General features: G+C 39.0%; 17 protein-coding genes. 3 read left to right on the top strand and 14 right to left on the bottom strand.

All coding sequences use genetic code 11. The annotated features are described in order from the left end of the window. Positions 1-278: 278 nt before the first annotated feature. Positions 279-524: a hypothetical protein gene (locus CEQ21_RS01175; protein ID WP_185762879.1), complete on the bottom strand. Its 246-nt coding sequence runs from the start codon at positions 522-524 to the stop codon at positions 279-281. A gap of 243 nt (positions 525-767) precedes the next feature. Between CEQ21_RS01175 and CEQ21_RS01170 the strand changes: the two genes are divergently transcribed. Continuing rightward, positions 768-2,156, top strand: a complete 1,389-nt coding sequence (locus CEQ21_RS01170; protein ID WP_185762878.1) for a catalase — start codon at positions 768-770, stop codon at positions 2,154-2,156. A gap of 114 nt (positions 2,157-2,270) precedes the next feature. Here the strand turns inward: CEQ21_RS01170 and CEQ21_RS01165 are convergent, their stop codons facing one another. After that, positions 2,271-2,444: a hypothetical protein gene (locus CEQ21_RS01165; RefSeq protein ID WP_185762877.1), complete on the bottom strand. Its 174-nt coding sequence runs from the start codon at positions 2,442-2,444 to the stop codon at positions 2,271-2,273. Between the two features lie 240 nt (positions 2,445-2,684). Then, the gene (locus tag CEQ21_RS01160; RefSeq protein WP_185764034.1) at positions 2,685-3,917 is read right to left on the bottom strand and encodes an MFS transporter; all 1,233 of its coding nucleotides are present in this window, start codon (positions 3,915-3,917) and stop codon (positions 2,685-2,687) included. Between the two features lie 118 nt (positions 3,918-4,035). Here CEQ21_RS01160 and CEQ21_RS01155 point away from each other — a divergent pair, with 118 nt between their 5' ends. Continuing rightward, a complete protein-coding gene (locus CEQ21_RS01155) occupies positions 4,036-4,920 on the top strand; it encodes a LysR family transcriptional regulator (protein ID WP_185762876.1) in 885 nt (294 codons plus the stop codon). 194 nt (positions 4,921-5,114) lie between these two features. Here the strand turns inward: CEQ21_RS01155 and CEQ21_RS01150 are convergent, their stop codons facing one another. The 7 genes from CEQ21_RS01150 to CEQ21_RS01120 form a co-directional block, all read right to left on the bottom strand. Further along, positions 5,115-6,317: a M20 family metallopeptidase gene (locus CEQ21_RS01150; RefSeq protein ID WP_185762875.1), complete on the bottom strand. Its 1,203-nt coding sequence runs from the start codon at positions 6,315-6,317 to the stop codon at positions 5,115-5,117. A gap of 12 nt (positions 6,318-6,329) precedes the next feature. Next, positions 6,330-7,187, bottom strand: coding sequence for a MetQ/NlpA family ABC transporter substrate-binding protein (locus CEQ21_RS01145; RefSeq protein WP_185762874.1), 858 nt, complete (start codon positions 7,185-7,187; stop codon positions 6,330-6,332). 32 nt (positions 7,188-7,219) lie between these two features. Then, positions 7,220-7,882 carry a methionine ABC transporter permease gene (locus CEQ21_RS01140; protein WP_185762873.1) on the bottom strand — a complete coding sequence of 221 codons (663 nt, stop codon included), beginning with the start codon at positions 7,880-7,882 and terminating at the stop codon, positions 7,220-7,222. Further along, positions 7,879-9,378, bottom strand: coding sequence for an MFS transporter (locus CEQ21_RS01135; protein WP_185762872.1), 1,500 nt, complete (start codon positions 9,376-9,378; stop codon positions 7,879-7,881). The genes CEQ21_RS01140 and CEQ21_RS01135 overlap by 4 nt, the downstream gene beginning before the upstream one ends. 154 nt (positions 9,379-9,532) lie before the next feature. Beyond that, positions 9,533-10,738 (bottom strand): Gfo/Idh/MocA family protein, encoded by a 1,206-nt coding sequence (locus tag CEQ21_RS01130; protein WP_185762871.1) that lies wholly within the window; start codon positions 10,736-10,738, stop codon positions 9,533-9,535. 48 nt (positions 10,739-10,786) lie between these two features. After that, complete coding sequence (locus CEQ21_RS01125) at positions 10,787-11,728, bottom strand: sugar phosphate isomerase/epimerase family protein (protein WP_185762870.1); 942 nt, start codon at positions 11,726-11,728, stop codon at positions 10,787-10,789. 209 nt (positions 11,729-11,937) lie between these two features. Beyond that, the gene (locus CEQ21_RS01120) at positions 11,938-12,849 is read right to left on the bottom strand and encodes an AraC family transcriptional regulator (protein WP_185762869.1); all 912 of its coding nucleotides are present in this window, start codon (positions 12,847-12,849) and stop codon (positions 11,938-11,940) included. 427 nt (positions 12,850-13,276) lie between these two features. Here CEQ21_RS01120 and CEQ21_RS01115 point away from each other — a divergent pair, with 427 nt between their 5' ends. Then, positions 13,277-14,257 carry an aldo/keto reductase gene (locus CEQ21_RS01115; protein WP_185762868.1) on the top strand — a complete coding sequence of 327 codons (981 nt, stop codon included), beginning with the start codon at positions 13,277-13,279 and terminating at the stop codon, positions 14,255-14,257. 53 nt (positions 14,258-14,310) lie between these two features. Here CEQ21_RS01115 and CEQ21_RS01110 read toward each other — a convergent pair whose 3' ends face one another. The 4 genes from CEQ21_RS01110 to CEQ21_RS01095 all read right to left on the bottom strand — a co-directional run bounded on the left by CEQ21_RS01110 (position 14,311) and on the right by CEQ21_RS01095 (position 17,641). After that, the gene (locus CEQ21_RS01110; protein ID WP_185762867.1) at positions 14,311-15,525 is read right to left on the bottom strand and encodes an MFS transporter; all 1,215 of its coding nucleotides are present in this window, start codon (positions 15,523-15,525) and stop codon (positions 14,311-14,313) included. A 308-nt stretch (positions 15,526-15,833) separates the two neighbouring features. Further along, complete coding sequence (locus CEQ21_RS01105) at positions 15,834-16,412, bottom strand: CBO0543 family protein (protein WP_185762866.1); 579 nt, start codon at positions 16,410-16,412, stop codon at positions 15,834-15,836. Positions 16,413-16,583: 171 nt separating this feature from the next. Beyond that, a complete protein-coding gene (locus tag CEQ21_RS01100; RefSeq protein WP_235907134.1) occupies positions 16,584-17,384 on the bottom strand; it encodes a DUF817 domain-containing protein in 801 nt (266 codons plus the stop codon). A gap of 35 nt (positions 17,385-17,419) precedes the next feature. Further along, positions 17,420-17,641, bottom strand: a complete 222-nt coding sequence (locus tag CEQ21_RS01095; protein ID WP_185762865.1) for a helix-turn-helix domain-containing protein — start codon at positions 17,639-17,641, stop codon at positions 17,420-17,422. Between the last annotated feature and the right edge of the window lie 10 nt (positions 17,642-17,651).

Raw genomic sequence — 17,651 nt, 5'->3', positions numbered from 1 at the left:
TTAAATTTGTACATACAAATTATAAAGCTATTATAGCGAGTTTCTTATTATCTGGCAATAAGAAATCAGTTAACACGACTTGAAGTATGTTCAAAGAAATTAATCGGATAATGCGGTTATGAAAATCTTCTTTTCTTTAACAATGAAAAAGTCTTCATGATAAAAAAGGAAGATTCACTAGGTGATCCCTCCTCTTTGTCATAAAGACTTATAAGTATTAATAGCACCAGTTTCTACTAAGTAATAAACCAAGTAAATAATACCCTTGTTTCCCTGTTTTATGGCTTATTCCACAGCAATGTCGTCACAACAAAAAATAGTACAAGGACTAGAAATACTAAGCTTAAAAACCAAAGAGCAAGCTTTCTCCAAATACTTTTCTCCGCATACAATCCTAAAATTAATGATGTTAGGAAAGAAACAATAAATATTTGTACAAGCCATTCATCAATAGCATTAAAAAAAAGGGGACTGATACTTATTAATGTTAAAACAATGGAAAGTCCAGCAGCATATTTTCTCATAGAAAACCTCCTCTTTTTTTAATTACCTTAACACATTTAGGATAAAATTACACAAAAGGAAACAAAAAACCTTTTGTGTTTATTTTTTTCAATAGTTTACGAGGATTTGACTCCATTCTTAATAAAGCAGCATAAGTCTGTCATAAATTAGCAAACTGCGGAATAACTTGTATCGATATTAAGTTCAAGCATTCCTTTTTATAAAGGTTTATTTTCCATTAAATAATCAGGGGTTGGTTTATATTGAAAGAAAAGGAACAGCATTTTCACAGTAGAAAAGCGAATTACTCGGACCTCTCAGACTGGCAAAATGATTTACCTGGGGCGTTGCATTCAGAGACAGTTGGAGAAAGAGGTCCTGTTTTGGAACAGGATAATATTCTGCATGAAACATTAGAAAATTTTATCCATGAAAAAATTCCAGAAAGACCCGTCCATGTAAAAGGCTATGGTGCATTTGGGTACTTTCAAACGATTCATTCTATGAGCGATTATACGAAGCTATGTTTTTTACAGGAGCCAGGACAGCAGGTGCCTGTTACAGTAAGGTTTTCGCTTGCTGTCAGCACGAAAGGCACTCCGGATACGTCGCGGAATGTGAGGGGTTTTTCTACAAAGTTTTATACAGAAAAAGGTATTTTCGATCTGATTTGCAATCATATTCCCGTTTTTTCTGTCCGTGATGCGATTCGTTTTCCTGAGTCGATTAAAGCCTTTCTTCCTTCACCAGTGAATAATCTAATTGATCCAAATCGCTTCTGGAGCTTTGTTGCCCGTGCCCCTGAGTCCATCCATTTCGTTGTCCGCTTATATTCTGATGCAGGTACAGTGAAGAGTCTCCGGCATACCCCTGGCCACAGTGTAAGTACATATGTATGGAGAAATGCCCAAGGTGTAAGACGTTATGTAAAATATCATTGGCTTCCGTCCTCTGGCATCAAATTTATTGATAGTAAAGAGTCTGCTTATTGGAACGGTACGAATCCTGATATAGCTGGGAAGGATTTATTTGAGGCAATTGCAATAGGAAAAAAGGTAGAATATATTCTCTATGTTCAGCTGATGGAAACTGAGGATGAAGTTAGCCTGCCATATGACCCGCTTGATGACACGAAGGTTTGGGATGAACAGCAATATCCCCTTCTTCCTGTCGGTCGGATGATTTTAAATCGCAACCCAGACAATTATCTGGAACAGGTTGAAAAAGTCGCCTTTTCACCTTCCAATCTACTGGAAGGTGCAGAACTCTCCGATGATAAAATGCTGCAGGGTCGCTCCAATATATACTGGGATTCTCAGCGGCACCGTCTTGGTCCTAATTTTCGATCAATACCAATTAACAACCAGCAGAACTGGGATCCATCAGCTCTCGTGACAAGCGGTAAAGGAAGGCATGTAAAAGGTCGCCTCCAACGCTCCAGTATTCCAAAACAAGACGACTTTACACAGGCCGGCCAGTACTTTCATACACTTCCTTCCATACAGCAGGACCATTTAGTCGAGAATCTGGCCAATGACCTCGCAAAGGTTTCTGATGAAACGAGAAGTGTTGTTCTCCAATATTTTTATAATGCCTCCTCTACTTTAGGTGGAAGAGTATTACGTCAAATCGACATGAAACCAAATGACTGAAGATAAGTAAAATGTACAAAAAATAGTGGGTAAAGTCATCGACGGATGACTACCCACTATTTTTTTTCTTTATTTAAACCTAGCAATTCTAAGCTATCATTCTATTATCCTAATCTAACATGTCATTTTCTCTTTTTTTATTATAATAAGTCTAATAACATACACAGCAGGAATTAATAAGAATGCAATATTTATCCAGTCTTTATTCTCTATATATCCATAAATAAAAATTAAAGTACAAATACCTAAAATAATAAGAGTGAGTTTTTCCATTAAAGATAATTTCATTTAAACACGTCCTTATCTAATTTTGTAAAACTTATCCTTATTTTACATTATTCAGATAATTTAAACTAACTAAATTATAAAGAAGAGGTGAATAATGTGAAAAAGTCTTCGATTATGTTATTATCGGTTTCTTTAAGATATTGATTGCTTCTTAATAAGGAAGCTGTGCCAAACATATTTCTGCTTATGTCAGAAGGTATCCCTTTTTGTGTTTTAAGTTAGGGTTTTGTCTCAGCCTCCTTACTTATCTATTTGCGGATGTTTTGTTTTCGTTTTCTTAATTGTCTGCTGTCTGATTCCTGTGATCTTAAGAAGCACTGCAGCCAGAATAATACCTAAAATGGAAAAGACAATAACCATCGAGACTACTCCACTCCAGCCAATATATGTCCAAAACACTCCACCAAGTGTTCCGCCGACACTTGAGCCAGCATAATACAGGAATAAGTACAGCGAGGATGCCTGGGCTTTATTATTTACTGCTCTTTGACTGACCCAGCCACTTGCAATCGAATGGCCTCCGAAGAAACCAAATGTTGTCATGCCTAAGCCGATAATTTTACCTAGTAAACTTTCATTAATCGTAAGTAAGGCTCCTGCTATAATAAGCACAAGATTCATTAGCAGAATATATTGACGTCCATAGCGGTCTACTAGTCTGCCAATCCAAATCGAACTGAACATCCCGATAACAAATAATAGAAAAATCCAGCTCACCACGCCTTGCTGCAGCGCATAAGGTTCACCTGTCAGCACATAGCCAATATAATTGAACAGTGCTACATTACCTCCAAGCAGCAAAAACCCTAATCCAAACAAGCATAGCAGGCCTGGGTCCTTTAAATGAGCAGTTAATGACTTGCCAAGATTATATATTCCGAAGCTTTTTGCATTAAAATTTTGCGAGGGTCTTAGCGTTAAAGTAAAAATAACGGTAGCTGCAATACTAATTACCCCGACAGCACCTATCGCAATATGCCAGCCAAAATAATGACTCAGGATTCCTGAAATAATTCTCCCACCCATTGCCCCAATAGCATTGCCGCTAATATAAAGTCCCATCGCTTTTCCCAGGCTGACAGATTCCACTTCTTCTCCCAGATATGCCATTGCAACAGACGGCACTCCTGCCAAAACAATTCCTGTCAAAATCCTCAAGAAAAGCAAAACATGAAAATTATCAGTGGTAGCAGTCAATAAGCATAGAATGGAAGCTATAAGCATCGAATAAACCATAGTAGGCTTTCGTCCCCATACTTCAGACAATGACCCAAAAAGCAGCATACTAACCGCTAAGCAAATCGTCGATAGTGATAAAGCTAAGCTAGCCATTGTTGCAGAAAGCTGAAATTCTGAAGCAAGATCCTGCATCAATGGTTGAACACAATACAGAATGGCAAAAGTGTTGAAGCCTGCCGCAAAAAAAGCAAAGCTTGTTTTACGAAATATTTGTGTACCGTATTTTATGGCCATTACCAAAGTACATCTCCTTCTAATGTTTTCGACTTAATGTTATCACCTGTCAATTATGATGTATAATTCATAATAATAATAATATTAATGCATTCATGTAATAAGGAGAGAAGCCGAAATGGAATGGCAACAATTTGAATACTTCCGAACGCTTGCCCAAATGGAGCATGTGACAAAAGCAGCCGAAGCACTTTGCATTACACAGCCTGCCTTAAGTCGGTCGATTGCCCGCTTTGAAGAAGAGATAGGTGCTCCATTATTTGAACGCCAAGGACGTTCAATCAGACTTAATAAGTATGGGAAGCTGTTTTTACAGCGTGTTGACATTATGATGAAGGAATTTGAACTTGGTAAAAAGGAAATACAGGAATTACTAGAGCCTGGACGAGGGGCCGTTTCCTTTGGTTTTTTGCATACATTAAGTACGAATTTAATCCCAGATGTAATTGCAGCTTTCCGCTGCAAATTTCCCAATATTAATATCACCTTAAAGCAAAGCCCCTCGCACTCCCTACTGGATGATATGAAAAAAGGAGAATTAGATTTTTGTCTAGTAAGTCCGATTGAATTACATACACCAATCGAATGGACGAGGCTCTTTAGTGAACAGCTATTTGTTTATGTACCTAAAACACATATGCTTGCTGAGCATACTAGCATTGATTTGCACCTGTTAGCAGAAGAACCGTTCATTCTGTTAAAGCAGGGCTATGCACTGCGGATATTAACAGAGGAAATGTTACAGGAAAAAGGAATACAGCCTAAGATAGCTTTTGAAGGTGATGAAGCAGACACTATTGCAGGTTTAGTCGCAGCAGGATTAGGCATTTCCATCCTGCCAGATATGAAAGGAACCGACATGAATAACATTGTCAAAATACCCATTAATCCTCCTGAATACGAAAGAATTATTGCTTTAGCTTGGGTTGATGGACGTTATCTTTCCCCTGCTGCCTTACAGTTTAAAGGCTTTATTTTCGATTATTTTGCAGAGGATAACTAATACTAGAATCAAAAAAAGCGCACCTTCTATAACGGTGCGCTTAAAAGAAATAATAATATGATGATGGATCCAATAGAAATGAGAATGGACGATATCCTCACTATGAGTATATGATTGATTGTTTTTTAAGCAACGGCATATACCCAAGCTCTGTGCCTTTTTCTTAAAGCTATTGGCTTATTAGCTGTTAGCTGTTAGTTGTTTTTTGCTGCTTTAGCTGCATCAAATGCCTTATTAACTTGACGAAGCAAAACAGAATCCTTCAACAGGCGATAGCCTGTTGCCGCAAGTGCCTTCGCCCCGCTTATGATTGCCTGATCGCCAACTTGTGAGCGTGCAGACTCTCTGAATTCATTTGTGTGTGCAATTAAATCATCTGGTCCAATTTTTATATGGCCGTGAGCTGTCGGAACTTCATAGCTGATATTGCCAGCATCTGTTGATCCTTTTCCAGTCGCTTTTTCTAACGAAACAATTTCGCCAACTGCTTCAAGTTCCCCTTTTAAAATATCATCCAATACGTAATTTAGCACAAAATCCTTCACTTCATTTTGGAATCTTTCTACTTTAACAGTCGCTCCTGTTGCAAGTGCTGCACCATCAGCAATAGCCCGGACCTTTAATGACACTTCTTCTGCTTTTTTCCAAGATTCCGCCCTAATAAAGAAGCGTGCTGATGCATATTCAGGGACGATATTAGGAGCATCTCCTCCGTGTGTGATGATTCCGTGTATTCTAACATCATCTGTGAGGTGCTGTCGTAATGCGTTAATTCCATTGAAAAGCTGGATGACCGCATCTAATGCATTAATACCTTTTTCAGGTGAGCCTGCTGCATGTGCTGCTTTTCCGTAAAAATGAAAATCTAACGGATCAACAGCAAGTGTTTCACTCGTCAATGATGTTTTCCCAGCAGGATGTAGCATTAATGCAACGTCAACATCTTTTAAATAGCCATGCTTAACAAAACTGCCTTTTGCACTGCCATTCGGTCCGCCTTCTTCTGCAGGAGTTCCTAATACAAGCACACGTCCTCCTGTTTCGGCAAGTGTTTCTGCAAGTGCGATGCCTGCAGCTGTACTTGTTGTACCAATGATATTATGACCGCATGCATGTCCAAGACCTGGAAGAGCATCATATTCGGCAAGGAAAGCGATAGTCGGTCCAGAAACTCCGCTGTCCTTCACTGCACAAAAGGAAGTTTCATGCCCAGCCACTGCCTTTTCTACCGAAAATCCTGCGTCCTCCAATAAATTTACTAAGGTTTCACTTGCAAAAAACTCTTGATTTCCGATTTCTGGTCTGGCATGAATCGCTTGACTTGTTTGTACATAAAGATCCTTTTTGCTTTCAACGGAATGATTGATAACGTCTAAACCTGTATCCACTTTGCTCATGCTAATTCCCTCCTATAGTCCTTTAAATTGTTTAACTAGCTCTTCCTTCGGTGTGTCAACGACAATGGAGCCACCGTTCGTATCTGCTTCTACTGCTTTTATCACATCTGCCTCATGGTAAAGCTCAACAATACGTTTATATGTTTCATTGTCTGCATCGTCAGCTCGTGCTGCAAAAACATTAACATATGGAAGAACACTTTCATCATCTGCATCCTCTAAGTAAATTGGATCCTTAACTGGGTCAAACCCTGCCTGACCTGCAACACCGTTGTTAATGACAGATGCTGCTACATCTGGAAGAACACGTGGAGTCTGCTGTGCAACAACTGGATAAATATCAAGATCTTTTGGATTTTCAACAATTTTAGTAGGATCACCGAAAAGTCCAAAGTCATCTGCAAGTTTGATTAAGCCTGCTGATTCAAGAAGCTTTAATGCACGCGCTTGGTTTGATGGATCATCAGGAATCGCAATTTTATCGCCTTTTTTCAATTCTTTAATATCCTTGATTTTTTCCGAGTAAATCCCCATAGGAGCAATAACTGTAGCACCAATTGGTTCTAAATCTGCATTATTTTCTTTGGCAAACTGGCTAAGGAAGGCAATATGCTGGAATGAGTTAATATCAATCTCCTTGTTCGCTAGTGCTTGGTTAGGAAGGGTATAATCAGAGAACTCTACTAGTTCCACTTCAATTCCCTCTTTTTTCGCTTTTTCTTTTAAAAGTGGCCATACTTCACCATCTGTACCGGTTACACCAATTCTTACTTTCACTGTTTTCGAATCGCCTGAAGCTGATTCATTTCCACAGGCTGCAAGAGCCCAAACTGCAAGTAATACAACAAATAATTTCACTAATTTTTTCATGTTCTTTTCCCCTCTTCTTTTTCTGTTTTTTGTTATCTGCGCATTATTTTTCTTGATAATGTATTGCCAATCCATTGCGCTACCTGAACAAGCAAAATTAAAATGATGACTGTCACGAGCATGACACTGCCATCAAACCGTTGATAGCCGTATGTCATTGCCACATAGCCTAATCCGCCACCGCCGACTGTCCCTGCCATTGCAGAAAAATCTATTAAGCTAATTGTTACAAAGGTTAATCCGAGAATTAACGGACCGAGTGCTTCTGGTATTAACACAGTAAAGATGATTTGGAACGGGCTAGCACCCATTGCTTTTGCTGCTTCAATCACACCTGGATCAATACTAATAAGATTATTTTCTACTACCCTTGCGATTCCAAACGATGCAGCTATTGTCATTGGAAAGATCGCTGCCCATGTCCCAATTGTTGTACCAACAACTGACCGAGTTAGAGGGCTAATTGCAACAAGGAAAATAATAAATGGAATAGGCCTGATAATATTAATAAGTAAATTTAGCAATCGGAAAACTAGTTTGTTTTCCAAAATGTTTCCTTTTCTTGTAACAAATAAAAGTAATCCAATCAAAATACCCAGAATTGAACCAAAAATCAAAGTCATGATGACCATTAAAATGGTTTCGCCTGTCGAATCTACTATTCGCGGCCAAAACGTTGCCCAATCGACCTTCATCCGATAAGCACCTCCTCAATAGAGACCTCTTGTTCTAATTCAGCTATAACTGTATCGATAGCTGATGCTTCCCCTTCAAAGGAGACAAGTAAATTCCCGAAAAACTTCTCTTGCAGCTCTTGCACAGAACCATACACTATATTGACATCAACATTGTTCTTGCGTGAAATTTGTGACAGCAATGGCCTATTAGCCAGCTCTCCCTTAAAAATGACTCGATACAAATTCTTACCCCCACTCTGTTTCCATTGGTGTAGCAAGGATTCTGACGGACGATCCTGTTGTACGGATTGTATGAATCTTTTTGTCGTTGGATGCTGCGGGTCCGTAAAAGTCTCAAATACATTTCCTGATTCAATAACTTCCCCATTCTCCATAACAGCAACTCTGTCACAAATCGTTTGAATTACATTCATTTCATGTGTGATCAGCAATATCGTAATTCCTAAATCTTTGTTTACTTTTTTTAGCAGACGCAATATTTCATTTGTCGTATCAGGGTCTAAAGCCGAAGTTGCTTCATCACATATCAATATATCTGGTGAATTAGCAAGTGCTCTTGCAATGCCAACCCTTTGCTTCTGCCCGCCAGACAGCTGTTCCGGATAATCGTTCGCTTTATCTGTCAGTCCAACAAACTGTAATAACTCATCGACTCTTGCCTTGATTTCTCCCTTTGGCTTGCCTGCGAGCTTTAAAGGATAGGCGATGTTGCCAGCTACTGTTCTTGATGTAAACAAGTTAAAGTTTTGAAAAATCATGCCGATCCGTCTTCTTAGCTTGCGCACCTCTTTAGCACTAAAGCTGGATAAAAGGATTTTCAGTGCTTCTCCCATTTTGCCCTTTGAAGCAAGCCATCTTGGACTTTCTGGTAAAATAAGAACACCAATCCACAAGGCAATTGCAGGCAATGTAGCAATAACTAGCATATAACGCCAAACATGTCCTGTATCTCCAAATATATTTCCGATTAATGCATTGAATATATAGGCGAGAAATTGCCCCGTTACAATCATTAATTCATTTTGTGTAACAAGCCGTCCACGTTTATCTGAAGGAGCCATTTCAGCCAAGTAAGAGGGAATGACGACTGAAGAGCCGCCGACAGCAAGACCTAACAAAAAGCGGAAGCCAATCATTACAGATGTATTAGGTGCGATAACACAACCGGCTGCAGAAAAGAAAAACAGTACGGCAAGATATAATATGACCTTCCTGCGTCCTTTTGTATCTGACAATCTTCCTCCAAAGATGGAACCGAAGGCAGCTCCTAATACTAATGAGCTTGCTACAAGCCCTTCTGTGAACGGAGTAAGATTTAATTGATCTGCATGAGCCATAAAAGGCAGAGCCCCGTTGATAACCCCGGTATCATAGCCAAATAACAGTCCGCCAAAGGTTGAAACGATTGTTATTAGCTTCAAAAACTTTTTCGGGTCCTTTTGCTCAGGACGATTCGCTTGAACTGTTTGTTCAGAAATATTTACATTTCCCATACTTGACTCCCCCTTTTATACAATATTGGATATTGCCATTGGTAAAATCCCTGCTGATTACCTGATGATCAATATATAAAGCGCTTTCATTACAAGTCTAATGAATAAACGCTCTTCCTCAGGATCAGCTCCTTATTGATCCCGAGGAAATTCATTAATTGGTGGAGGATAGTTGTTTATTTGCTTCAAATTCTACCCAAACTGCACCATTGTCGGCAGATCGGACACAATTTTCAATCCAGCGGATACCTGCAATTCCAGCATCAATATCTGGGTATACCAAGTTGCTTAATGTTTCTTCGTCCTTGCGGTTTTTCGCATCAATCGCGATTGCAAATTTCAGGTAAATGTTCGCCCAGGACTCAGACAGACCTTCCTGATGGAGTGCACCTAATCGCTCATCCGCCATGCAGGCTTCATCCAAATAGGGCATAGCACGAATAAGAGTTTGAATTGGCTCACCTTGCACTTCATACCTTAGCTCATTAGGCTTGCTGTCCCACCATTCCAGGCTCGCTTTCGTTCCAACTATTCTTATGCGGTGGCCGTCCATACAGCCTGCATTAATGGAGGATGTCCAAAGTCTGCCAACAGCCCCGTTTTCATACTGCATCAATACAAAAGCATTATCCTCCAGGGGAGCACGACTTTCAATAAAGCTTTGACGATCACAAAGCAGTCTTTCAATTTTCATTTCTGGCATGATTAATTGGGACATATAGTAAGTATGTGTAGACAAATCTCCTAACACAAAGCTTGTTCCTGCAATCTTTGGATCAATCCGCCATTTTTGGGCATCGCTCGTTTTGTCCGTCTTATCATTCGAATTAAAACCATGTGTATATTGCAAATCAACAACGCGAATATCGCCAATTTTTCCTTGTTCAATCATCGCTCGCATTTGCAGAAGCATCTGATTTCCAGAGAAACCATATGTTACCCCGACAATTTTATCTTTTTTCTTAGCCAGTGCTTTAATTGCTTCGCCTTCCTCTGAAGTAAAAAATAACGGCTTTTCACAAATAACATGCAAGCCTGCTTCAAGTGCTGCCTTACATATTTCATAATGTGTGCCATTTGGCGTGGCGATGGAAACTACCTCAATTCCGTCCTCTCTCAGTGCTTCACTAGCAAACATTGTTTTATAGTCAGGGTAACAGCGACCTTCTGAAACCCCTATATTCACGCCGAAATCCTTGCCTCTCTCCGGCTCAATATCAAATGCTCCTGCAATTAATTGAAAGGCAGTATTATCACGCAATGCACCAATTCTGTGCTTGTAGCCGACTTGGCCAAGTCGCCCTCCACCAACCATTGCCCAGCGTAACGGTCTTGCAATTCTTTTCTCTCCATTTAACATGAGGAACACTCCTTATTGTTTTTTATACTACAAAGACATGGAAATGAATTAGAAACTAAGTGTTTGCTTTAATGCATCAATAGATGTTTTTATGCCTGCTTCCACTGACATTGTTAAGTCTTCCATTTCTAACGAAACATCTCCGTCATATCCCATCATCTTCACAACAGAGAAAAACTCCTTCCACCATTGCAAGTCTTGCCCACAGCCAACTGCAACATAGTTCCACGCTCTATTAGCAACATCCGTAATTTCTTTCGTTTCCAAAATGCCATTAACAGCAGATAAATGTCTCTCTATCCTCACATCCTTGCCATGGACATGATGGATTGCCTCTTTCAATTCTCTCGCTGCCAAAATTGGATCTGCTCCCATCCAAATAAGATGGCTTGGATCAAGATTCAGCCCTACCATTGGTCCAACCGCATCACGCAGTCTGAACAGTGTTTGCGGGTTATACACTAATTGGGAACTGAAATTTTCTAAAGCAATTTTTTCAACACCACAAGCTTCGGCTTTTTTAACAAGCTCCTTCCAATATGGAATCGCTACTTCATTCCATTGGTAATCCAAGATTTCCTTAAGTACAGGCGGCCAGCTAACCGTATACGTTATCCAGTTCGGAATTTTATCTTCAGGACTTCCTGCAGGCAAGCCGCTCATCATGATAACCTTTTTCACTCCTAGCAGTTCAGCAAGCTCCATCGTTTTATCAGTAATTTCTCTGTGCTGTTTTCCAAGTTCTCCTGGATCTAATGGGTTTCCAGAGCAGTTTAATGCACATAATCTAATATTGCGCTTTGCGAGACTATCTAAGAAATCAGCTCTTTTTTGCTCACTTTGTAATAGTTCATCTAATCTTAAATGCGGTGCAGGAGACCATCCTCCTGTTGTCATTTCAATTGTATTAATGCCAAGCTCTGACACTTGATCAAGCATTTCCTCAAAAGGCAGATGTGCTAGACTGTCTGTTACATAAGATAATTTCATTGCTTTTCTCCTCCTTCATTAATCTCAAACCATATTGAATCCGTTTACATTTAGCAGAAAATATCTGCTGCTTTTAAAAGATTATTACGTTGTCTACGTATGTAATTATATTAAAAATGGAAAGATTAGTATTTAAATTATAGAGACATCTTTTTATACTTTAAGGACATCTTTTTTTGGTAATATAAAAACCCCCAGTTAACTGGAGGTTACGTATCAGAATATGTTGTTGTATGTATATCAATAAACATGGTTCGAAACCGTCCTGGGGAGGTTTGCATCATGGAGGTGAACACTCTGGTGAAGTACTGGACATTCATGAAGCCTGTTTCTTCAGCGATTTCCTTTAAGGATAAGTCACTTCTTTTAAGCAGCATACTTGCTTTTTTTATCCTCTCATCTTGAACATATTTAGAGTAGCTTATCCCTAATTCTGTCATAAAAATCCTCGATAAGTGTCTGCCTGAAATGTGCAGATGTCGTGCTACTTCTGTCAGCTTTAAGCAGTTAGACAGATTATCGTGAATATAGAGTCGAGCTTGAGTAAGGAATGCCGAATGCTGTTCGGGATCATTCCTTTGATTATTATTCCTATTTAAGTCAGGAACGAAGTCCTGAAGGATAGAGATAATAAGGGAGCCGGCGATATTAGTGAGCATTTCTTCAAAGAAATGTTGTTTATGCCTTGTAGCTTGTATAAGCAGGGACTTCCATAATAGCTCTGTTTCTGTTTCACTATTATTATATAAAATAACCTTCTCGCATTTTTCTGCTGATTTCATAATATGAACCCAGCTTTCATTTGACTCTGAATCAACAAGTTCAAAGGCAACATAAAGCAATGACAGGCCATGCTCGCTTTTTATCTGATGAAGTACTCCTGGTCTTGATAGAAAAATCGAGTTTTTTTGAAGAGTGTAATTGGATTTTTCATCCATATAAGTGCCTTCTCCGTCGACAACAAAACAAACCTCGAAAAAAGAATGCTTATGCAGTTGATTGTCATAATGCTTCGGCATTACGCCCCAATAGTGAACATGAAAGCTTGCACCACTTTGGTTTATACGATGAACAAAATCATTCAGAGAAATTTTTCCTGACAGATATTTTGTCAAATCCACAAAATCACTCCTCTCCGTAACCAAAATGTATAAATAATACAGTTCCAATATCTTTATATTGAATTATAAAAGAATACGCTTTCAATAACAAGTTTACTAGTTTGCAATAATACGGGATATATTTCCTATTTTTCACTTGTATATATTTAGCTATTACTATGGGTATTTTCGAGGATTTCACCTGTTTAAGAGTTAAACATCGCCAAATTGCCTGACTGCTTTTAGCTACAGGTCGGTCATTGACTAATTTTCCGGAAAAGGGAATTCGAAAACAGCAGATGCTAAACTGCTGGTTGTATTATTTAATTGAGCGGATTAGGCAAACACTTGATAGGAATAAGCTAAAGGTTCTTTCCTTCTATATGACATAATGAACATATGAACACAGCCCAATTTATTGGCTAACCTATTTAAGGAGGATTCTAACATGGAGTATATAAAGCTTGGTAATACAGGATTAGATGTGTCACGGTTATGTCTTGGATGTATGGGTTTTGGTGATGCAGGTAAATGGCTGCATAAATGGGTGTTGAATGAAGAGAACTCACGCCCTGTTATCAAAAAAGCTCTTGATATGGGAATTAATTTTTTTGATACAGCAAATGTATACTCTCTTGGTTCAAGTGAAGAATACCTTGGCCGTGCTTTAAAGGACTATGCAAATCGTGATGAGGTTGTCATTGCAACTAAGGTCCATGGACAAATGCATACAGGTCCTAATGGATCTGGTCTTTCCCGCAAGGCCATTATGAACGAAATCGATAAAAGCCTTAATAGATTAGGAACGGATTATGTTGATCTTTATATTATCCATCGCTGGGATTATAACACTCCGATTGAAGAAACGATGAAAGCACTACATGACGTGGTTAAAGCAGGGAAAGCCCGGTATATTGGTGCTTCTGCCATGTTTGCTTGGCAATTTCAAAAAGCATTGCATACTGCAGACAAACATGGCTGGACAAAGTTTGTGTCCATGCAGAACCATCTAAATTTAATTTACCGGGAAGAAGAACGAGAAATGCTCCCGCTTTGTAAGGAGGAAAATATCGCTGTCACACCATACAGTCCCCTTGCATCAGGGCGATTAACTCGTGACTTATCTATAACAACTCATCGCTCTGAAACAGATCAGATTCAGAAATCAAAATACGATGCGACGTCAGACGCAGATCGCTTAGTAATAGAGCGTGTTGCATCATTAGCAGACAAGCACGGTGTCCTTCGCATTAACATTGCACTTGCATGGTTGCTGCAAAAGGAGCAGGTTACAGCTCCTATCATTGGCGCAACAAAGTTATCTCATCTTGAGGATGCTGCTGGTGCCTTGTCATTTAAACTGACTCCAGATGAAATAGCCTTCCTTGAAGAGCCATATATACCACATGTAATAGTTGGACATAGCTAAACCGCAAAAAAGACGCCATTCTCTTGTTCCGAGGATGGCGTCTTTCATTATTATTATACTGCTTTTGATAAAGACTGGACAACATGTCCTTTTCCTCTTTGTAAGCTGATCATCGCTACAAAGGAAATGCAATAAAGCAGTGCTAAATATCCCATTGCTGTTGCTACATTTGAATGCTGTAAAATATATCCTACTAATATCGGAGACAAGCCGCCTAAGGCTCTTCCAAAATTGAAAATCGTATTTGTAGCCGTGCTGCGTATTTCTACTGGATAATATTTGCTTATTAAAGCCCCATAGCCTGCAAACATTCCATTTGAGAAGAAGCCAACAATTGCTCCCCCTACTAACAGACCGATACTTCCTGACGCAAAGGAGTATAAGTACACGGCAATTGCTGAAGCGAATAAGAAGATTCCATAAGAACGTTTCATACCAAGGCGATCTATAATTTGTCCAAATGTCAGCATTCCTGCAATCATTCCAGCGGCAGTGCTGATTGTCCAAAGGGCAGAGCTCGATACGGACAATCCTTGAGATTGCTGCAGCATAGATGGAAGCCAGATCATTAAGCCGTTATATCCTGCGATTTGAACTGTAGCCATTACTGCTAACGCAAGTGTTGTTGCTGTAATTCTCGGTGTTGCAAACAATTGCTTTAATTTGCCTTCTTTCTTTTGTGCAGGCTGCTTTTTCTGTTGTGACGCAACCCATTCTGGTGACTCATCCAGTTTTTTACGAACAATAAATGCGAAAATTACCGGTGCTAAACCGACTAGGAACAATCCTCTCCATCCCCAAGCAGGAAGGATCATCGCACTAAGCAATGCTGCTAGAATAACTCCATACTGTGCACCGACACTAACATAGGAAGATGCTCGTCCTTGTTTATTCTTTGGCCATGCTTCTGCCACAAGCGCCATGCCGATACCGTATTCTCCACCTGCTCCTAATCCAGCAATAAATCTAAAGATGTATACTTGCTCAATATTTTGTGCAAGCCCAGTTAACGCTGTTCCAACTGCAAACAGTAAAATCGTGTATGTGAAAACTTTTACTCTCCCAAATTTATCTGCTAAAATCCCGAAAATTACTCCTCCGGCTAACATTCCAATATTGGTAATAGACGAAATAAGTCCTCCTGCAGTCATATCAATATGAAAATCTGCAATAATCAACGACATTGCAAAGGAAATAAACATAATGTCCATACCCTCTAATGTTAATCCAGCTACTGATGCAACTACTGTTTTTTTGCGATAATCCAATGTTGTCATTCTCCTTTCAAGCCTCACAGGACTTAATTAAAGTATAGTTATAAAAAATACCCTTTCATCCAAAGGACAAAAGGGTATACTTGTACATAAATATTATGTATGACCGCTCTTTCGCCTTTTTGGACTCTCTGGACCAGATTAAAGGGAATTAATTTTAACTAATAGTATCATGCTCTATTAACTTCTGACAATCTTTTTTTACAAGCGTAACTTTGTTAGGTTAGCTCAATTACTACATAAACCCTTATAGAGTCAGATTTATGAGTACTTTAATTATTTTAAAGAAACAAGTTATCTATTTATTTAAAGACAGTTACTCCTACATATACACCTGCGAGAAAAATGGTCGTAATAAATATAACGTGTAAAACAATCCATGCCCATGCACCATATCGAAAGGATGAGGCTTTTAGCGGATTTCTTCTTTCAGGTGGAATGATTTTTCCTCCTAACAATTCAAACAATAAATAGTTTATCCACCATAACGTATAGCTGTCCCATAAATCCCACTCTGGTTCAAATTTAAATAAAACAGAGTACTTTAAAATCACTTCCCCTAAAACTCCTAAATGAACAATTCCCCAATAAAAAGGAATCTTCCAAATCCATTGCTCAGGGCTGTACCTAATCCCGATTAAGGCGATCAAAGGAAACAACGTCGATACAAGCAATATTGGGGTTATAAAAATATCCTCAAGAAGGTAATTGTAAAAAGTATAGAACCCTATATACGTTAACGCAAAACATAATAAATTACCTGAAATCGCACTGATGATGTAAATAAGACCATAACGCTTCCAGTCAAATCGAATAATTGATACGCACCCTATAGCAGAGAGGATAATAACAGCCGTAAATGCATATGTATGAAAAACCATTGCAAACACCATCACATTCTAAAATTTAGTTGATTTTCCCCAAGATTTATCCAAATTTATCTTGCCCTTCCAGCTAAAATTCATGATAACAAACAATAATTCATCAAAAATTACGAAATAACTTTCCACCAACAAAAAAAAGCAACATTTACCTGTTGCTTTTCCATCAACTTATTCAGCTATTTTTCCTTTCACCTGCTTTAATGTCGCGACAATTAGAAAACTGACGATCACTAATAACAGCCATGAGCTCACCTTCCCGAAATGTACAAGACTCCAAGCTTCGGCTTGATTTGGATATTTCCATGCGCCGAAAAATGTAGCGATATTTTCGGCTACCCATATAAAAAATCCAATCAGCACAAACGATAAAGAAAGCGGCATCTTATGCTTTATTCCATCTACCTCATATATTACCCAAGATTTCCAAAAGACGATAATTACCAGAGCTGTTAACCACCAGCGCATGTCTATCCAATAATGGTGTGTAAAGAAATTCAGGTAAATGGCAGCAGCAAGTGGAACAACAGCAATAAATGGCGGCCATTTAACTAGTTCTACCTTCAGTCTCCTCCAAGCCTGACAAAGAAAACTTGCTACACTTGCATACATAAACCCGCTGTACAATGGAACACCAAAGATTTTTGAAAAACCTTCCTCTGGATAGGACCAGGAGCCCATATGCACTTTAAACAATTCAAGAGCAAGTCCGATTATATGAAATAAAGTTATAACCTTAAGCTCATCCCTTGTTTCCAATCCAGACCTTACCATTATCCATTGCATGAGCAGACAAATGAGAAGCAGCCAATCATACCGTGGCAATAACGGAAGCGGGATATACTGTGTAATTGCTAAAGAGGCGAAGATAACGACTGGAAACAAGCAAGACAAAGCCTGTTCCCACCCAAACACAAGCAATTGTTTTATAGATGATTTATAGCTCCGTTTTACCATTGTTGATGTATTCATGGCAAAGCCTCCTATTCGTATGATTCTTAAACCTATTACTCTTCTGTCACATCATCATTTTTGTATTCTAAAATATCGCCAGGCTGGCAATCGAGAGCCTTGCAAATCGCATCTAAAGTTGATAAGCGAATTGCTTTTGCCTTGCCGTTTTTCAATATCGACAGGTTAGCCATTGTGATGCCAACCCTTTCTGAAAGCTCTGTTACGCTCATCTTCCGTTTAGCCAGCATTACATCAACATTTATTATTATCGCCATTGTATTCTCC

This window comes from Niallia circulans, assembly GCF_007273535.1.
Classification (GTDB): domain Bacteria; phylum Bacillota; class Bacilli; order Bacillales; family Cytobacillaceae; genus Niallia; species Niallia circulans_B.
This window is presented reverse-complemented; position numbering and strand designations above follow the sequence as displayed.